The following is a 16774-nucleotide window of genomic DNA, read 5'->3' as shown; positions in this document are numbered from 1 at the left end:
TCAGTGCCACACCGCCTGTACATCGGGGCCGGTGATCCAGCCGGCCAGTTCGTCCATGTCGGAGACCGTCGCCCGGGGGCGCAGCGGGAGATGCCCGATCCCCCGCTGCACGAGGGAGAAGTGGTCGACGGCCAGTCGGCCGCCCGCCGCCTCGAAGCGGTCCAGGTCCTCGTCGGTCCCGGGCCGGGCCAGGAGGCAACCGTCCTCCACCAGGTACATCAGCACCGGGTACCCGGCCCGGGCCTGCGCCGTGGCGTCCCGCCGCAGGCCGGCGTCCACCGGGGCGCACGGCCCGTGACTCTCGATCAGCAGGATCCGCGGCGTCTTCCCGCGGCTCCCTCCCCAGGCGTCGCTCACGGCTGCCGTGTCGTGCCGTTGAGCGCGTCCAGCACATGCTGGTCGAAGTTCTCCAGGCTCCAGTCACGGCGGTTCCTGATGACCGCGTAGCCGTGCACGATGGTGCCCGTGGCGGTCTTGAGGAGGCCGCCGTCGCGGACGACGTACCAGTTCATCCGGGTGGTGTAGGTGAAGTCCTTGAAGACGTCCTCCACCTCGTAGGTGGTGTAGAGGTCCTCCTCCATCATCGCCTCGTCGAGGATCCGGATCTCGGACCGCGGCACGACGGGGATCCACCGGCGGTCGTCCAGCAGCGTCTTGATGGAGATGCCCCGGTCCGCGACGAACCGGTCCTTGCCCTCCTCCATCAGCCGCAGGTAGCCGGACATCTGGAGGCGCTCGGTGAAGTGGCAGTACGGGTACGGGATGTTCCACTTCCAGCCGTAGGCGTTCTTGCCCTCCAGCAGCTCCTCCAGGATCGTCTCCTCGGAGGTGAACGGGGTGAGCGGCGCCGGCTCCAGGTCGGCTCCGAGCCGGTCCACGGCGAAACGGGCGAGCTCCTCGGGCACCGCGCCGGCGGAGTCGAGGTAGGTGTCGATCCGCAGGGACACGCGCACCTTGGAGGTGACAGCCTTGAGGATCTCCCCGCCGCGCTCCACGTGCACGGTCACCTTGAAGCCCAGCGTGCCGTCCGCGTCCTTGGTGAACGGGACGACCTCAGCGGTGGCGACGTCGTCCATGTGGAAGGCGTGCAGGATACGGGTGTCGATCCCGACGATGTCGAGGCCGAGGCCGTGCTCCTCGTACAGGCCGCGGGCCGGAAGAGCGGTCTGCCGGAAGTGGTCGAGGACCGCTTCCTCGACCATGTAGTTCACGTGCTTGAAACCGATCCAGGTGCAGATGTTGGAGCCCTCGTAGCGGGGGCGGACCTGGACGGAGGTCGTCTCGGCGAGGAGCGCCTTGACGGCGGGCTCCGTGACGATGGTCATCGATGGTGCTCCAGAGCTGTGTCGGGGACGGGCCCACGCTGCGGAGCGCCGGTCCCAAGGGAGTTGACGAAAGTGACGGTCTCGGAGGCGAACCGTTCCGCTTCCTCGATCATCGGGAAGTGCCCGCAGCCGGGGAGGACGAGCACTCGCGCGTCCGGCAGCGCCGCGGCCAGCGCCACGCTCTCGCCGGGCGGCGCCGCGAAGTCCTTCTCGCCCCCCAGCACCAGACAGGGCACGGTGACCCGGCCCGTCTGGAGCTGCGGAGTACGCAGGTAGAGCTCGAAGAAGCGCAGCCAGCCGTACGGACCCACCCGGTCCCGCACCCGCTCCCCCATGGCCGTCCGCAGGGAGGCGGGAAGCCGGTCACCGGAGTGGACCCGCAGGCCCTCCTCCATGATCAGGTGGAAGTCGTTGAGGTAGTGGCTGATGGTGTCCCAGTCGAACTCCTCGGCGGTGCGCCGGTAGAACGGCGAGACCAGCACCAGGCCGCGGATCCCGAACCGGGTGAGGGCGTCCCCGCCCCGGCGGCTCTCCCGGTCGACGAGGTCCAGCAGGACGTCCGCCGACATGGAGTGCGCCACCACGATCTCGGGGCCGCCGGGCACCGCGGCCAGCACCCGGGCCAGGGGACCGACGAGATCACCGTCGGTGCCCCAGTCCTGCACCCCCTCGGTGCTCCAGGGCAGCCGGGCCGACCACACCTCGTACTCGGGGGGCAGCAGCCCGATGCCGAGGTCCCAGACGCTGTCGTTCTCCGCCAGTCCGTGGACCAGCAGCAGCCGGGGCCCGCCGGTTCCGGCGGCGCGCCGGCGGACCGTCCCGGTGCCGAGCTCTTCGGGCGTGGACATCAGACGGTCTCCGGGGCCGGGGGCTCCAGCAGCACGAGTCCGGCCGAGGCGTCGTCGGCGTCGGTGCCGCAGACCACGAACACCGGCCCCTCGCCGCATTCGTCGAACATGCCGACGACCGTCGCGCACTGCAGCACACCGAGGGCACCGGAGGCGCGACCGGAGTGCCCGGGCAGGGTGGTCCGCTCGACCCCGGGCAGCAGGCCGGCGTCGACCTCCTCGGGAGCCGTGTCAGGAAGGTGCCACCACGCCGGGGCCGGCACACCGGAGGCGGCCAGCTGCTCCAGGACCGCCCCGGCACCGGCCGTACGGACGTACCGGCCGAGAACGGCGCGGACCCTCGCGCCCCGGGCACGGGCCGCCTCCGCGTTCTCCAGGACGACGGCCGCGCCTCCGTCGACGGCGTGCCCACCGCCGAGCAGCCGCCGCACGACGTCGTTGTCCGGCTCGACGCCGATGACGAGGACCCGGTCCACGCGGCCCGCCGTGATCATGGTCGTGGCCCAGTGGACCGCGTCCAGACCGGAGGTCGCGCCGTTGCACACCATCAGGTTCGGGCCGCGCAGGCCGTAGCGGATGGCCGCCGAGGAGGCGATGACGTTGCTGGACGCGTTCGGCAGGTCCATCGGGCTGGTCGCCGAGACGGTGCCCTCCCGCAGCGTGTCCAGGGCCCGGACGACGGTGTCCAGGTTCCCGTAGTTGGAGCTGACGACCACGCCGACGTCGCCGCCGGACACCGTGCCGTCCTCGCCGAGGAGCCCGGCGTCGGCCAGGGCCGCGGCGGTCAGGCAGTAGCCGAGCTGCGTGGCCCGGTCCTTGTAGCGCAGGCCCTTCCTGCCCACCAGGGCCGCCGGTTCGACGGGACCGGCGCCGGGCTCGGGGCCGGCGGCCAGTGCCTTGGCGCTGTCGGCCCCGGGGATCAGGACGGAGACTCCGCTGACGACGACACTCACGGGGTGGCCTCCACAAGGGCGACGGCGTTGATGCCGCCGAATCCGAACGCGTTGAGCTGCACCACGTTCATCGACGCGGACGCGGCCTCACCGGTCACGAAACGGAACTGCGAGGCCTCCTCGACCGGCCGCTCCAGACCGACGGTGGGCGGGACGCGTCCCTCGTTGAGGGCGGTGACGCCCATGACCAGGCCCATCAGCCCGGACGCGCCGGAGGTGTGACCGGTCATCGACTTGATCGCCGTCATCAGCGGACCGCTCGCCGCGTCGCCCAGCGCGTCGGCCATCGCCGTCGCCTCGGCCTCGTCGTTGAGCAGGGTCCCGGTGCCGTGCAGCATCACCAGGTCGATGTCCTTCGGCTTGACGCCCGCCATGTCGTACGCGGTGCGCATCGCCTTCGCGATGCCCTCCGGGGAGGGCGCGGTGACATGGAAGGCGTCACAGTTGACGGCGACGCCGCGGAGCAGGGCGTGTGCCCGCCTGCCGCCGGTTTCCCGGCTGAGCACGACGGCGGCGGCGCCGTCGCCCATGAGGACTCCGGTGCGGTCACGGTCGAAGGGCCGCACCCGGTCCGGCGGGGTCGGGTGGACCCGCTCCAGCAGGCCGTACATGCTCTCGGTGAGCACGTCCACACCCGCGACGATCACCGTGCCGGGGGCCTGGTCGCCCTCCTGTGCCAGGAGGTCCGAGCCGAGCGCCAGCGCGTACAGGGAGGCGGAGCAGGCGTTGGAGAAGGTGTGCGTCACATCGGCGTTGAACCGCTCACGCAGCGCGGTGCCGAAGTGCAGGCCGGTGTCGTCCAGGTCGGTGCCCTCGCGCCACCAGAGCTCCAGGGAGCGCAGCTCGCGCAGCCCCGTCCCGATGAGTATCGGTATGCCGGAGAGGTCTTCGCCCAGGCCCGCGTCGGCCGCCGCCTGGGCGATCGCGTCGATGAGCAGCGCGGTGGCGCGGGCGGGCACGTCCGTGCCCGCCTCGGGGCGGTCGTCCACCTCGTAGGCGTGCTGCGCCCGGAAGCGGGTGCGGTCGAACCCGCGCAACTCGGCGCGACCGGTGATTCCCCGGCACAGGTTCTCGAAGAGTGTTCCCACCCCTCTTCCGGTGCTGGCCACGGCGCCCATGCCGGTGATCGGACGGCTCAGCATGCTTCCTCCTCGGGTCGGTCGTACCGGCCGAGGAGAACCACCGCGTTGTTGCCGCCGAACGCCAGCCCGTTGTTCTGGACGACCTTGAGGTCGGCCTCGACGGCCTGGTTCGGCACGCAGTCGACGTCGCACTCGGGATCCGTGGTGACGTGGTTGATCGTCGGCGGGATGAATCGGTGGGCGATGGCCAGCGCGCAGCCGATGGCGCCCAGGGCGCTGGCCGCGCCCATGCTGTGGCCGAGCATCGACTTCATGGAGACGGTGCGCGGCGGGGTGCCGAACACCTCGCGGATGGCGCCCGCCTCGGTGATGTCGTTGGCCTTGGTCCCCGTCCCGTGGGCGGAGATCAGGTCCACCTCGGCCGGTTTCACGCCCGCGTTGTCCAGGGCGAGTTCCATGCAGCGCGCGACGCTCGCCCGGTTGGGCGCCACCTGGTGGTGGGCGTCGCAGTTGAGGCCGTAGCCGAGCACCTCGGCGTAGATGGTGGCACCGCGTTCCAGAGCGGACTCCAGCCGCTCCAGGACGAGCACTCCGGCACCCTCGCCGGTCAGAATTCCCTTGCGGTCGGCGTCGAACGGCCGGCAGTGCTCCGGCGCGATGGTTCCCAGCCGGTAGAAGCCGGTGAACGTCTTGCGGCACATGGCGTCCGCGCCGCCGCAGAACGCGTAGTCCGCTTCGCCGGAGCGCACCGCGTCGAAGCCGTAGCCGATGGCGTAGTTGCCGGCGGCGCAGGCGGTCGGAACTGTGACGGCTTCGACGTCGGCCAGCTCGAGCTCCTGGGCGATGGCGATCGAGAGCCGTCCGGCGGGAATCCTCCCGGCCGCCATCGGGTCGAACGTCTCCGGTCCGCCCTTGAGCTCGGCCTCGACCAGCTGATCGAGGTCGTAGGACTCTCCGTCGGTGGTGCCGATGGAGATCAGACCCCGCCGGCCGCGAAGGTCGGCAGCGTCCAGGCCGGCGTCCTCCAGGGCCATCCGGGCCGCGGCGGCCGAGAACTGCGCCGCCCTGCCGAGCTGTTCCGTCTCCAGGGTGCGGATCCAGTCCAGCGGCTCGAACTCGACGATCTCGCAGCCGTTGGCGTGGGCGAACCCCTCGGTGTCGAACACCGTGATGGGCCGGGCCCCACTGCGGCCCTCCCGCAGCCCTCCGAGGAACTCCTTCACCCCCAGCCCGATGCTGGAGACCACTCCGAGTCCGGTCAGGACCACCCGGTGCCGCTCCGCTGCCTCCGGACCGGCGTCGTGTACTGCCGACATGCCTTCCTCCTTGTCCACGTCCGACCTCTGCGCGCCACCCGGAGGGGTCGCGGGACGGGTTACCAGCCGGCCGGTTCCCCTACGACCTCGTACACGCCCGTGAGGTTGACCATGCGCGGCAGTTCGGACTGGTTGATGACCACGCCGAACTCCTTTTCCAGCGCCGCGAGGATCTCGATCGCGCGCAGCGAGTCGGCGTTGTGGTCCTCCTTGAAGAGGCTGGTTTCCGAAACCTCGTCCTCCTCGATCTCAAGAATGTCGCAGACGATTTCCTTGATGACGACGAGACGCTCTTCACGCGTTGCAGTGGCCATATCGGCACCTCTCTCATGAATTGCCGGACGGGCAATTCCAGTGACTTCCTGACGATTTCTAGGCCACGGCCGACCGCTCCGGCAAGCCGCATTGCACAAAGCTGCCAAGCAGTGCCGGGGGTTCTCCCGCGGGCGGCGGGCACGGGCGGGTTTCGGCAGGGTCCGGCCGTGGCCGGGGCCGGTGTCAGCGCAGCCGGGACGTCAGGTCGGCGACGAGCTCGTCCCTGCGTGACGCCAGGTAGAAGTGGTCGCCTTCCAGCACCTTGAGTTCGAAGCCCTTCGGGGCGACGCCGGCCCAGGCGGCCACCTCTTCCACGGTGACGTTGGGATCGTGGTTTCCCACGTAACCGATGACCGGGCAGCGCACGGGCACGGCGGGCCGGGGGCCCTTCTCGGCATACCTCCCGACGACGGTGAAGTCGGCCAGGAGCGCCGGCAACACGAGTTCCCGCAGGTCGGGGTCCTCCAGCAGCGCGGCGTCGGTACCGCCCAGCTTGCGGACCTCGGCGAGAACGGACTCGGTACCGTCCAGGTGCGCGGTGCGCGGCCGCTGCCCGTGGGGGGGCCGCTGGCCGGAGACGAGGAGAACGCTCGGGCAGAAGCCGTGTCTGTGCTCCAGGCGGACCGCCACCTCGTAGGCGAGCGAGGCCCCCATGCTGTGGCCGAAGAGTGCCAACGGCTTGTCGAGGAGGGGCAGAACGGCGGCGGTCACCGCGTCGGCCAGCTCCTCCATGCTCTCGAGGCAGGGTTCGGCGATCCGCTCCTGGCGCCCCGGGTACCGGGTCGCCAGCACCTCGACGTCGTCGCCGAAGGCGTTCCCCCAGGAGTGGTAGGAACTCGCCGAACCACCGGCGTGCGGCAGGCAGAGCAGTCGCATACGGGCCGGGGCGGACGGGGCGTAGCGCCGGAACCACGTCGCGTCGCTCCGGGGGGTGTGCTTCAGGGTGTTCATGGCATCGGGCTTCTCGTGTAGGGGAGTTCGGTCCGGAGCGGCGGGGGTGTCACACGGCGGCGAGGCCCTCCAGGGCGCCGGGGCCGTCCACAGGGGTCACCTCGATGCCGGGATCGATCCGGTGGATCAGGTTCGTCAGCACACGCCCCGGGCCCAGCTCGACGAGCCGTCGGCAGCCGAGCCGTCCGGTCAGGGTCCGCACGCTCTCCTCCCAGCGCACCGGGGAGACCAGCTGACGCACGGCCAGCTCCGGCCAGTCGCCGTCGCCCGTGTACGGCTGCGCGTCCACGTTGGCGACCACCTGGAGGTGCCCCGGGGCGAACCGCACGTCCCGCAGAGCCTGGGCCAGCCGCTCGGCGGCGGGCGCCATGAAGGGGCTGTGGAAGGCGCCGCCCACGGAGAGGCGGATGAGTTTGGCCCCGACACCCGGAGCCAGTTCCGCCGCCCTCCCGACGCCGTCCGCGGAGCCGGAGAGCCCTGTCTGACCAGGGGCGTTGACATTGGCCACCCATACGTCGAGCCCCTCGGCCCGCACCTCGGCGGCCAGTTCCCCGGCTTCCCGGAGCCCGGCCCCGATGAGCACACCCATGGTGCCCGGACGGAGCTGCTCGGCGTCTCGCATGGCCTGCCCCCGGATCGTCACCAGGGAGACGGCGTCCCGCAGTGTCAGCACTCCGGCCGCCGTCAGCGCCGCGTACTCTCCCAGGCTGTGCCCGGCGCACGCCACGGCGCCGTCCAGTGCCCCGCACCGTGCCGCCTCCGCGTGGGCCATCAGGGCCACCGTGAAGACCGAGAGCTGAGCCAGGTCGGTACGGCGCAGTACGTCGGTCGGGGTCCGCAACAGCAGTTCCTCGACGTCCTGGCCGCAGTGCCGGGAAACCTCACCGGCCAGGCTCCAGGCGGGGGTGTCCCGCCAGGGTTCACCCATGCCTTGACGTTGCGTCCCCTGTCCGGGGAATACCAGACCGATCGGCGTCGGGGTCAACTTTCCACACCTTCCAGGCGGCACATGGACAGAGACGGGGGCCCGCGTCCGGCCGTTGGTCTCGGGTGACGGGCCCCCGCCCCGGTGCGCCGCGGGCCGAGGAGTGAGGGTCCCCGAGGTCCCGCGGCGCACCGGATCGCCGGCGGCACAGGGAACGCGCGTGTCGCCGGAGTTCTCGGGTCAGGGGTGTCCGGCCGTCCGCCCGGGGCGGACGCCGTTCGTGTCGTCCCTGTCTAACCGGCTCCGCCGGACGGGGGCAACGACGGCTACAGGAAGTTGCCAGTGCCGGACCGGCCGTCGCGAGGAGGCGTGCCGTTCGTGTCGCGTACGTCCCGCGCCGCTCCCTGGGCCGGCACGTCCTGTCGTGGCGCACCCCGCCGGGCCGATGCCCCGGACGCACCCTGGGCCGGTCCGGCCGACGGGCGACCGGAGCTCTTCCGGCCCTTGGGCAAAAGCCCCAGCTCGGCTGCCCGGACCCCGGCCTGGAAGCGTGAACTCGCTCCGAGGAGCGCCATGATCTCCGCGACGTAGCGGCGGTAGGTGCGCACCGAGATGGAGAGTTCGCGTGCGGCGACCTCGTCGGTGATGCCGATCTGAAGGAGGTTCAGGATCTGCCGGGCCACGTCGGCCCGGTTGAGGTTGCCGAAGTCGATCTGTTTCTCGACCGGGACCGCGTGGCGCCAGAGCCCCTCGAAGAGGGTGCCCAGCGTGCCGATCACGGTGGTGGCGCGGATCACCGAGGCCTGTCGCCCGATGACCGCTTGCGAGGTCACCAGGGCGGCCGCCCCGTCGACGATCATCACCTGGAGCATGGGCACCCTGCCCACCCGCACCTCGTACCGGAGGCTCTCCAGCATGGGGAGCTGGACCACTCCGTTGTCGAGCATCGCCTGGGTGCACAGGAGCCGCAGTCCGATGTTCTTCCGGCGGGTCTCCAACTCCCGGTACACGGAGTTGATCGCCTCGACGTGCTCCGAGTCGGCCAGCACGATGTCGATGGTCCGTTCGCCCTCGGCGACGAGCCCGAGGGCGGCTGCCGCCACCTCACTGCCACAGGGGGCGACGTTGGTGATCAGCGAGTCCCGCACGACACGGTCGCGGTGCTTGGCGACGGTGGCCTCGATCAGTCGACGGACCTCCATGAGCGTCTGCTCCACGTCGTCCGCGGGCTGTACGCCGTGTTGCCCGGTGTGGCCGCGGGGGGCCTTCGCGGTGGTGTACTCCGGCCGTTCGCCAGGATGGGGATCAACCATGGCGCCGTGATTCCCGGCCGGGGGCATCGGTGCGCTGCGGCAGCAGGGCCATCTCCACGGCCCTGGCCCCGGCCTGGAAGCGGGAGTTGGCCCCCAGCTCCTGCATGATCTCCGCGACGTGACGTCGGTACGTGCGCAGGGACACCCGGAGTTCGCGCGCCGCCACCTCGTCGGTCCGGCCCTCGCACAGCTGTTCCAGGATGCGTCGTACCGACTCCGTGCGCATGCGCGCGCTCGTGCGCTGGTGCTCGGCGAGCGACCGGGCGTTGGCCCACGATCCGGCGAACATCAGATCCAGGGCGCGGGCCGACGCCGTGTCCTTGATGATCGCGGCTTCGTAGCCCTTGCCGGGAGGGTCCGGCATGAGGGCGACTCGGCTGTCGACGATCAGCATGCCGCGCAACTCCCCTTCGTCGACCCGGATCTCGCACCGGGTGTCCCGGAAGTGCTCGGCGCTCGGCCTGCAGCTGTTCACCGCCTGCGGCGTGCACAGCAGTCGGATGACCGGACCGTTCGCCCCGCCGCCCGCCGCCCGCTCCTTGGAGGGTGACGCGTGGGCGGCGAGCGCGTCGAACACGGTGGACGCGCTCTCGCCGGCGGTCAACGAGACGGAGACCGAGTGACGTGCCAGTCCGACGAGCCGGGTGACTGTGCCACCGATGTCGGCATCGTCCATGCGCAGGACGAGGGATTCGCGTACCGGCCTGGTCCGGTGCAGCGACACCGTCGATTCGATCAGCGCACGTGCCTGAAGCAGCGCGCTTTCCATCCTGCTGATGTCCTCGGCCGTATCGAGGGCGCCGTCGGCCGGACCCGGGGCCGACCCGCCCGGTGAAGGTTTCCTGATCACGACGGACATCAGGTCTTCACCGTGGTTTTTCAATGTGGAATGCTTCATTGCACTGATCGTTCCCCGTGATGCTCAGTGACAGAATCCTCGCCCTGACGGATGGCGAAGTTGGCGAATTCGATGTCAGGAATTGTATTCCTGTCGAAAAATGCGCAGAGGCTCCTGAGTGTTAACTTTGCCTGAACAGTCATCCATTCACCATGAATTTACTTATCGAGGAAAAGTGATCCACGATGCGGCGGGTGGGGCTCAGGGCGGGCCGAGTCTGCTCGACTCCAGGGCTCAGACATTATGGGCTGGCTGCGAGCCAGTCAACGTCGGGTCGCAGGAATAGTCCAGGTAAAGTCCTACTCTCCGGCGGACCTCGCGGGCCGTCGCGCCCCGGGCGCCCGGCCGGGTTGTCAGCAAGTTGCAGCGCTTCCGGCGGGAGTCGGAGGCCGGGTCCCGGGCCGGACACGGACCACATCCGGGAGGTGACAGCCAGTCATCGTCGCGGCGTGTCCCTGTCCGCTTGCTGCCATCCTTCGGCCGCCTGCCGAGTGGCGGACCTAGCGTCTCGGTGCATGACCGCACCCCAGATCAGTGCCGAATCAGCCAGTGGACATCCGGGCGCCCGGACCTCGCCGGACGGGGTGACCGTGTGGTGGTGGCGGGGTGCGACGACGGTCCTGGCCGCGGACCTCGCCCTCCTGGACGACTCCGAGAGGCGACGCCTGGAGCGCATGCGCACCCCGGCCGGGGCCGCGGAGTTCGCCGGCAACCGGGCGGCGGTGCGCCGCGTCCTGGCCGGTCTGCTGGACACGGCGCCGGAGCGGATCCGCCTGGGCCGTAGGCCGTGTCCGGGCTGCGGGGACGGGGAGCACGGGCCGCCGACGGTGCTGGAACCGCAGGCCGAGTGCTGGATCAGCATCTCCCACACCTCGGGCTGCGGCATGCTCGCCGTGGCCGCGGTGCCCGTCGGAGTGGACGTCGAACGGGTCCGGGACGTCCGGGTCGGGGATCTCGCGCCCACCGTCCTCACCCCCTCCGAGGCGCGGTGGCTGGACGACTCCCTCGCCGGGGACGCGTTGCACCGGGCGTTCCTGCGCTGCTGGACCCGCAAGGAGGCCGTGCTCAAGGCGGTCGGTGTCGGCGTCACGGTTCCCCTGGACCGGGTGGAGACGCATCCGGCCACCGTCGGCACGGTCACGGTCGCCGCCGGGGTGCCCGGCACGCCCGACCCGTGGTCTGTCACCGACCTGCCAGTACCGGCGGCCTGGGCGGCCTCCGTGGCCCTCCCCGCCGGGACGGGCGGGCCCGTCCGCCTGCGTCCGCACGCGGGGGACTGAGTCCGTCCCGGTGGAGGGGCCTTCGGCGCGCGGGAGGAAAAGGGGTCCGTCGGCCGAGTTCGTCCCTCGAATCTCCCGGCGCGATTTCCGTTGAAATTTGAATCATCGTGCGGAGTTCCGTCGCGTGAACTCGCGAGTGGCATTTCCGTTCTTCCCGCGATCCGGGCCGGGCCCCTCCCCGGGGCCCTCTCCGCGATTGCGCTTCGCGTCCTCGGAACGTCGTGGTGCTGTCATCGTCCGACGTGGGCGAGAGGTGCCGATCGGGTCCTTTCCCGCTTCGGTCCGGGGGCGCGGCGAAGGGGGACGGCCGTCTTTCGCGGTGTCGGCGGGATTCGGCGGGGACCGCGATGGAGCGTGCACAAGGCCACCGAACTTTCACCAAAGGCGCCGAACTTTCACCTGGTCCATGGTGGACGGTTGAGCGGATCCGTGCCGACCGGCCCGCACGGAGCCGGCCCCGCGGCCGGGCACGGCGGACCGTGACCGCTTTCCCCGCTGGGCCGCGGTCCGGCCCGCGGGCTTCCTCGGCCTGCCCGGCGGCCTGATGCTCCCGGGCCGGGAAGCTCGGCGCGGCTTCCCGCCGATCGCCGCAGGGAAGTCCGTTAAGGTCGTGTCGGAGCGCCTGGGGCAGTGGTGGACCGGGAGTTCGGTGTCCTGACGGAAGAATGTGCCCCGCGCGGGCCCTCTCGGTCGGAGGCGGGGAGAGCACGCTGGTCGGAGCCGATGTCATGGGGGCGCAGTGCGACTGAGAGTGGAGTTCACGACCGAGCCCTTCGACCTGGACGAGGCGCCCGCGCACGCGGTGGTGGCCCGGGAGGTCGTGGAGGCGGCCGAACTGGACTCGGTGGACGTCGGGCCGTTCGGGAACACCGCGGAGGGCGGCGCGGACGCGGTGCTCACCGCCGTCGACGCCCTGCTGCGCCGGTCCCTGGAGGCGGGCGCCACCCGGATCTCGCTCCAGGTCAACGTGATCGCGGAGGGCGGGCGATGAGCGGCGCGGCGGACGAGCCGTTCATCGCGGCCGTCACACCACTCGTCGACGCCATGGGCGGGCAGCTGCTCCCGCCCGACGAGGCCGGTCCCGACGACGTCGTCCTCGTCTGGGAGGGGGCCGACGCCGTCGCCGTGCGCCTGCCCCAGTTCGCCGACTCCCTCGACCACATCCTCGCCGCCCTCGAACGCCGGCAGGGCAGGCCCCTCGCCGAGCTGGACCGCAGGGCCAAGCAGGAGATCGTACGGAGCCTGGAGGTGCGCGGCGCCTTCGCCGTACGGCACGGCGTGGAGACCGTGGCGAGCGCGCTCGGCGTCAGCCGGTTCACCGTCTACAACTACCTCAACCGCGAGAAGGGCTCCTGAGCCCCGACCAGGGCGTACGAACCGCCTCCGGTGCCGCGTGGCGTGATGGCCGTCCGCCAGTTTTCAACAAACTGTTGACGTGACGGTCCGTGGCGGCGTTAGCTGTCGGCACGCCCGTTCAGCACCGAGGCCGCTCGCGGCCGGGGAGGCCACCGTGACGTCCGCTGCCACGCCACCGGGCCTGGCCCGCTTCAACGCGCTGGAGGAGCCGGCGGCCCTCGCCGTCCTCCACGAGACGTGTGCCTCCACGGCGTGGGCCCGCCGCCTGCTCGCCGGCCGCCCCTACGCCACCGCCGACGACCTGTACGCCGCCTCCGACACCGCCATGGGCGGGCTGGGCGCGGCGGACCTCCGGGAGGCGATGGCCGGGCACCCGCCGATCGGCAGGCCCCGGCCCGGCGACCCGGCCTCGGCGCGGGAGCAGAGCGGCATGACCGCCGCGCCGGACCGGCTCAAGGCGGAGATGCTCGAACTGAACCTGGCCTACCAGGAGAGGTTCGGCCACGTGTTCCTCGTCTGCGCCACCGGCCGGACCGGCGAGCAGCTGCGCGACGCGCTGACCGAGCGCATGGGCAACACGCCGGAGCGGGAGCGCGAGACCGTCCGCACCGAACTGGGGAGGATCAACCGCATCCGGCTGGCCCGACTCGTCGACGAGGACTGACGCAGAGATGAGCACCGACACCACCGTCACCGCCACCACCGCCTCCGTCTCCACGCACATCCTGGACACCAGCGTCGGCCGCCCCGCCCGCGGCGTTGCCGTCCACCTCTCCGCCCGCTCGGGCCGCCAGGCCCCCTGGCAGGCGCTGGGCGGCTCCACGACCGACGCGGACGGGCGGTGCGAGGACCTCCCGGCGCCACCGGAGGGAACCACCCACGTACGGCTCGACTTCGCCGTGGAGCCGTACTTCACCGACCAGCGGGCCGAGGCGCGGCAGGACGCCCCCGCGCACCGGGACGGCGGCGCCGGGGCGTTCTTCCCGGAGGTGGCGGTCACGTTCGCCGTCGTACCGGGCGAGCACCACCACGTACCGCTGCTGCTCAACCCGTTCGGCTACTCCGTATACCGAGGGAGCTGACGAGATGACCGACACCTCCCGCCCCGCGGTCCTGGGCCAGAACCAGTACGGCAAGGCCGAGAACCGGGTCGTCAGGATCACGCGGAACGGCGCCACCCACCACATCAAGGACCTGAACGTCTCCGTCGCCCTGTCCGGCGACATGGAGGAGGTCCACTACTCCGGCTCCAACGCCAACGTCCTGCCGACCGACACCACCAAGAACACCGTGTTCGCCTTCGCCAAGGAGCACGGCATCGAGTCCGCCGAGCAGTTCGGCATCCACCTCGCCCGGCACTTCGTCACCTCCCAGGAGCCCGTCCACCGGGCCCGCATCCGCGTCGAGGAGTACGCCTGGGAGCGGATCGCCACCTCCGACGCCCACGAGGGCGAGCACTCCTTCGTCCGCAGGGGCCAGGAGACCCGGCTGGCGCAGGTCACCTACGACGGCGAGCGGTGGGAGGTCGTCTCGGGCCTGAAGGACCTGACGGTGCTGAACTCCACCGACTCCGAGTTCCGGGGCTACGTCAAGGACAGGTACACGACGCTGCAGGAGACCCGCGGCCGTGTCCTCGCCACCTCGGTCGCCGCCCGCTGGCGGTTCCACTGGACCGACGACCGGCAGCCGATGCCCGACTGGGAGACCTCCTACGAGCGGACGAAGCAGCACCTGCTCCAGGCCTTCGCCGAGACCTACTCCCTGTCCCTGCAGCAGACGATGTACCGGATGGGCGCGCGGATCATCGACCACCGCGACGAGATAGCCGAGGTCCGCCTCTCCCTCCCCAACCGCCACCACTTCCAGGTGGACCTGGAACCCTTCGGCCTCGAGAACGACGGCGAGGACGGAGCCGTCTACCTCGCCGCCGACCGCCCCTACGGTCTGATAGAGGCCACGATCCTGCGGAACGGCTGTGAGGCGCTGATACCGGCGGACCTCACCAACCTCTGAGGGCAGAAGGGACGAACCATGGCAACAGCCCAGCGCAGCACCACCGAACGCGCGGTCACCGAACGCGTCGTCATCGAGAACTGCGCGATCGCGACCGTCGACGCGCAGGACACCGAGTACGCCTGTGGGCACCTCGTCCTCGCCGGCCACCGCATCGAGTCCCTCGGCGCGGGCCGGGCGCCCGAGGGCCTGGAGAATGTCGTCCGCCGTATCGACGCCACCGGGCACCTGGCGACCCCCGGCCTGGTCAACACCCACCACCACTTCTACCAGTGGCTCACCCGGGGCCTGGCCACCGACCACAACCTGTTCGACTGGCTCGTCGCGCTCTACCCGACCTGGGCGCGCATCGACGAGCCGATGGTGGACGCGGCGGCCCGGGGGTCCCTCGCGATGATGGCCCGCGGCGGCGTCACCACCGCCGCGGACCACCACTACGTCTTCCCGCGGGGCACCGGCGACCTGTCCGGCACCCTCGTCCGCGCCGCCCGTGACCTGGGGGTGCGCTTCACCCTCGCCCGCGGCTCCATGGACCTCGGCGAGAAGGACGGCGGACTGCCCCCGGACTTCGCCGTGGAGACCCTGGAGGGCGCCCTCGCCGCGACCGAGGACACCGTCCGCCGGCACCACGACACCTCCTTCGGCGCCATGACCCAGGTCGCCGTCGCACCCTGCTCACCGTTCTCCGTCTCCACCGAACTGATGCGGCGGTCAGCCGAGTCGGCCCGCGAACTCGGCGTACGCCTGCACACCCACGGCTCGGAGACGGTGGAGGAGGAGAAGTTCTGCCACGAGCAGTTCGGCATGGGCCCGACCGACTACTTCGAGTCCACCGGCTGGCTCGGCGAGGACGTGTGGATGGCGCACTGCGTCCACATGAACGACTCCGACATCGCCGCCTTCGCCCGTACGGGCACGGGCGTCGCCCACTGCCCCTCCTCCAACGCCCGCCTCGCCGCGGGCATCGCACGCGTCCCCGACCTGCTGGCGGCCGGCGTCCCGGTCGGCCTCGGCGTGGACGGCACGGCGTCCAACGAGGCCGGGGAACTGCACACCGAACTGCGCAACGCGCTGCTCGTGGGCCGCCTCGGCCCGCACCGCGAAACGGCCCTGACGGCCCGTCAGGCGCTGCGCCTGGGCACCTACGGAGGCGCCCGAGTGCTGGGCCGTACCGCCGAGATCGGCTCGCTGGAGCCGGGCAAGCTCGCCGACCTGGTGCTGTGGCGGATGGACACCCTCGCCCACTCCTCCATCGCCGACCCGGTGGCCGCGCTGGTCCTCGGCGCGGCGGCCCCGGTCACCGCGTCGTTCGTGAACGGCCGTCAGATCGTGGAGGACGGTCGGCTCCGCACGGCCGACGAGGACGAGATCGCCCGCTCCACCCGCGCACAGGCCCGGCGACTGGCCCGGATCACCGACCGGGCCTGACCGCCTTCGGGGCGGCTACGCCAGAGCCGCCCCGACCTCGTCGCGCAGCCGGGGCAGCATGTCGTGGAACACCCCGGGGCAGAGGGTGTCGCCGTAGTCCTTGTGGCCGTAGAGCCGCGTGGCGGGGATGCCGTAGCGCGCGCAGGTGTACGCGCACAGGGTGACCAGCACCTCCCACTGCGCCCGCGGAGGTGTGGCGCCCGCGTGGTAGGAGCCCTCGTTGGCGATCCCGACGGCCTGGTCGTTCTGCCCGGAGGTGTGGGCGCCGAGGACGAAACCGCTCCCTGTGGTGAGGGCCTGGAGGCTGCCGTGCCGCCCCTCGGTGATCCAGCCGCCCCGGCTGACCAGGAAGTGGTAGCCGGTGTCGACCCAGCCGTTCTTGTCCATGTGCAGGTCCTGGACCCAGTGGGCGTGGGAGTGGGCCTGGGTGCGGGAGAAGTCGGAGGTGTTGGCGCTCACCGTGTGGTGGACGATGATCCGGCTCGGCCGGTACGACAGCCGGCTGATGCTTCCGCGCGGTGAACGGGCGCCCCAGGCACGGGTGTTGTCGATGTCCGGCTCGACGGGGTCGGCGGCCTTCGCGCGGGCGGAGCTCTGTGCCTGAGCGGTGCCCGGGAGGGCGGTGGCGGTGGCGGCGGTCAGGCCGGCCGCACCGGCGAGCAGGAGACGGCGCCGGAGCGCGTTCTCGGCGTTCACGATCGCTCCTCGGGGGAGACGGTGGGGGGAGAGACGGTGGGGGGGGGAGACGGTGGAGCCGACGGGGTAGGCCGT

At 71.4% G+C, this 16774-nt stretch carries 19 protein-coding genes; 7 read left to right on the top strand and 12 right to left on the bottom strand.

The annotated features are described in order from the left end of the window. The 11 genes from PYS65_RS07060 to PYS65_RS07010 form a co-directional block, all read right to left on the bottom strand. Window positions 1-357 (bottom strand): hypothetical protein, encoded by a 357-nt coding sequence (locus PYS65_RS07060; protein ID WP_279332932.1) that lies wholly within the window; start codon window positions 355-357, stop codon window positions 1-3. Continuing rightward, on the bottom strand, window positions 354-1325 hold the full coding sequence (locus tag PYS65_RS07055) for an acyl-CoA thioesterase family protein (RefSeq protein WP_279332931.1): 972 nt from the start codon (window positions 1323-1325) through the stop codon (window positions 354-356). The genes PYS65_RS07060 and PYS65_RS07055 overlap by 4 nt, the downstream gene beginning before the upstream one ends. Further along, window positions 1322-2173: an alpha/beta fold hydrolase gene (locus tag PYS65_RS07050; protein ID WP_279332930.1), complete on the bottom strand. Its 852-nt coding sequence runs from the start codon at window positions 2171-2173 to the stop codon at window positions 1322-1324. Before PYS65_RS07050 ends, PYS65_RS07055 begins: the two co-directional genes overlap by 4 nt. Continuing rightward, window positions 2173-3126 (bottom strand): beta-ketoacyl synthase N-terminal-like domain-containing protein, encoded by a 954-nt coding sequence (locus PYS65_RS07045; protein WP_279332929.1) that lies wholly within the window; start codon window positions 3124-3126, stop codon window positions 2173-2175. The genes PYS65_RS07050 and PYS65_RS07045 overlap by 1 nt, the downstream gene beginning before the upstream one ends. Next, window positions 3123-4268, bottom strand: a complete 1146-nt coding sequence (locus tag PYS65_RS07040) for a beta-ketoacyl synthase N-terminal-like domain-containing protein (protein ID WP_279332928.1) — start codon at window positions 4266-4268, stop codon at window positions 3123-3125. Before PYS65_RS07040 ends, PYS65_RS07045 begins: the two co-directional genes overlap by 4 nt. Next, window positions 4262-5524, bottom strand: a complete 1263-nt coding sequence (locus PYS65_RS07035) for a beta-ketoacyl-[acyl-carrier-protein] synthase family protein (RefSeq protein WP_279332927.1) — start codon at window positions 5522-5524, stop codon at window positions 4262-4264. Before PYS65_RS07035 ends, PYS65_RS07040 begins: the two co-directional genes overlap by 7 nt. A gap of 59 nt (window positions 5525-5583) precedes the next feature. Then, window positions 5584-5838 carry an acyl carrier protein gene (locus PYS65_RS07030; RefSeq protein WP_279332926.1) on the bottom strand — a complete coding sequence of 85 codons (255 nt, stop codon included), beginning with the start codon at window positions 5836-5838 and terminating at the stop codon, window positions 5584-5586. Window positions 5839-6022: 184 nt separating this feature from the next. Then, window positions 6023-6790 (bottom strand): thioesterase II family protein, encoded by a 768-nt coding sequence (locus PYS65_RS07025; RefSeq protein WP_279332925.1) that lies wholly within the window; start codon window positions 6788-6790, stop codon window positions 6023-6025. A 49-nt stretch (window positions 6791-6839) separates the two neighbouring features. After that, window positions 6840-7718, bottom strand: coding sequence for an ACP S-malonyltransferase (locus PYS65_RS07020; RefSeq protein WP_387040809.1), 879 nt, complete (start codon window positions 7716-7718; stop codon window positions 6840-6842). Window positions 7719-8041: 323 nt separating this feature from the next. Beyond that, entirely contained in the window at window positions 8042-9028 is a 987-nt protein-coding gene (locus PYS65_RS07015; RefSeq protein WP_279332923.1) for a response regulator transcription factor, read from the bottom strand. Next, entirely contained in the window at window positions 9021-9797 is a 777-nt protein-coding gene (locus PYS65_RS07010; RefSeq protein ID WP_279332922.1) for a helix-turn-helix transcriptional regulator, read from the bottom strand. Before PYS65_RS07010 ends, PYS65_RS07015 begins: the two co-directional genes overlap by 8 nt. 644 nt (window positions 9798-10441) lie before the next feature. Here PYS65_RS07010 and PYS65_RS07005 point away from each other — a divergent pair. The 7 genes from PYS65_RS07005 to PYS65_RS06975 all read left to right on the top strand — a co-directional run bounded on the left by PYS65_RS07005 (window position 10442) and on the right by PYS65_RS06975 (window position 16003). Next, a complete protein-coding gene (locus PYS65_RS07005; protein ID WP_279332921.1) occupies window positions 10442-11206 on the top strand; it encodes a 4'-phosphopantetheinyl transferase family protein in 765 nt (254 codons plus the stop codon). A 739-nt stretch (window positions 11207-11945) separates the two neighbouring features. After that, complete coding sequence (locus tag PYS65_RS07000; RefSeq protein ID WP_279332920.1) at window positions 11946-12197, top strand: YkoF family thiamine-binding protein; 252 nt, start codon at window positions 11946-11948, stop codon at window positions 12195-12197. Further along, on the top strand, window positions 12194-12562 hold the full coding sequence (locus tag PYS65_RS06995) for a helix-turn-helix domain-containing protein (RefSeq protein WP_279332919.1): 369 nt from the start codon (window positions 12194-12196) through the stop codon (window positions 12560-12562). Before PYS65_RS07000 ends, PYS65_RS06995 begins: the two co-directional genes overlap by 4 nt. A gap of 154 nt (window positions 12563-12716) precedes the next feature. Next, window positions 12717-13226: a 2-oxo-4-hydroxy-4-carboxy-5-ureidoimidazoline decarboxylase gene (gene uraD, locus PYS65_RS06990; RefSeq protein ID WP_279332918.1), complete on the top strand. Its 510-nt coding sequence runs from the start codon at window positions 12717-12719 to the stop codon at window positions 13224-13226. Window positions 13227-13233: 7 nt separating this feature from the next. Then, entirely contained in the window at window positions 13234-13644 is a 411-nt protein-coding gene (uraH, locus tag PYS65_RS06985; protein WP_279332917.1) for a hydroxyisourate hydrolase, read from the top strand. Window positions 13645-13648: 4 nt separating this feature from the next. Continuing rightward, the gene (pucL, locus tag PYS65_RS06980) at window positions 13649-14575 is read left to right on the top strand and encodes a factor-independent urate hydroxylase (RefSeq protein WP_279332916.1); all 927 of its coding nucleotides are present in this window, start codon (window positions 13649-13651) and stop codon (window positions 14573-14575) included. Between the two features lie 18 nt (window positions 14576-14593). Then, complete coding sequence (locus PYS65_RS06975) at window positions 14594-16003, top strand: 8-oxoguanine deaminase (protein ID WP_279332915.1); 1410 nt, start codon at window positions 14594-14596, stop codon at window positions 16001-16003. Between the two features lie 15 nt (window positions 16004-16018). On the opposite strand, the gene PYS65_RS06970 is transcribed toward PYS65_RS06975, so the two are convergent. Next, window positions 16019-16699 carry a peptidoglycan recognition protein family protein gene (locus PYS65_RS06970; RefSeq protein WP_279332914.1) on the bottom strand — a complete coding sequence of 227 codons (681 nt, stop codon included), beginning with the start codon at window positions 16697-16699 and terminating at the stop codon, window positions 16019-16021. Window positions 16700-16774: the final 75 nt, after the last annotated feature.

Source organism: Streptomyces cathayae (assembly GCF_029760955.1).
Taxonomy (GTDB): domain Bacteria; phylum Actinomycetota; class Actinomycetes; order Streptomycetales; family Streptomycetaceae; genus Streptomyces; species Streptomyces cathayae.
Note: the sequence above shows the minus strand (reverse complement) of the source record. Positions and strands in the feature narration are given on the sequence as shown.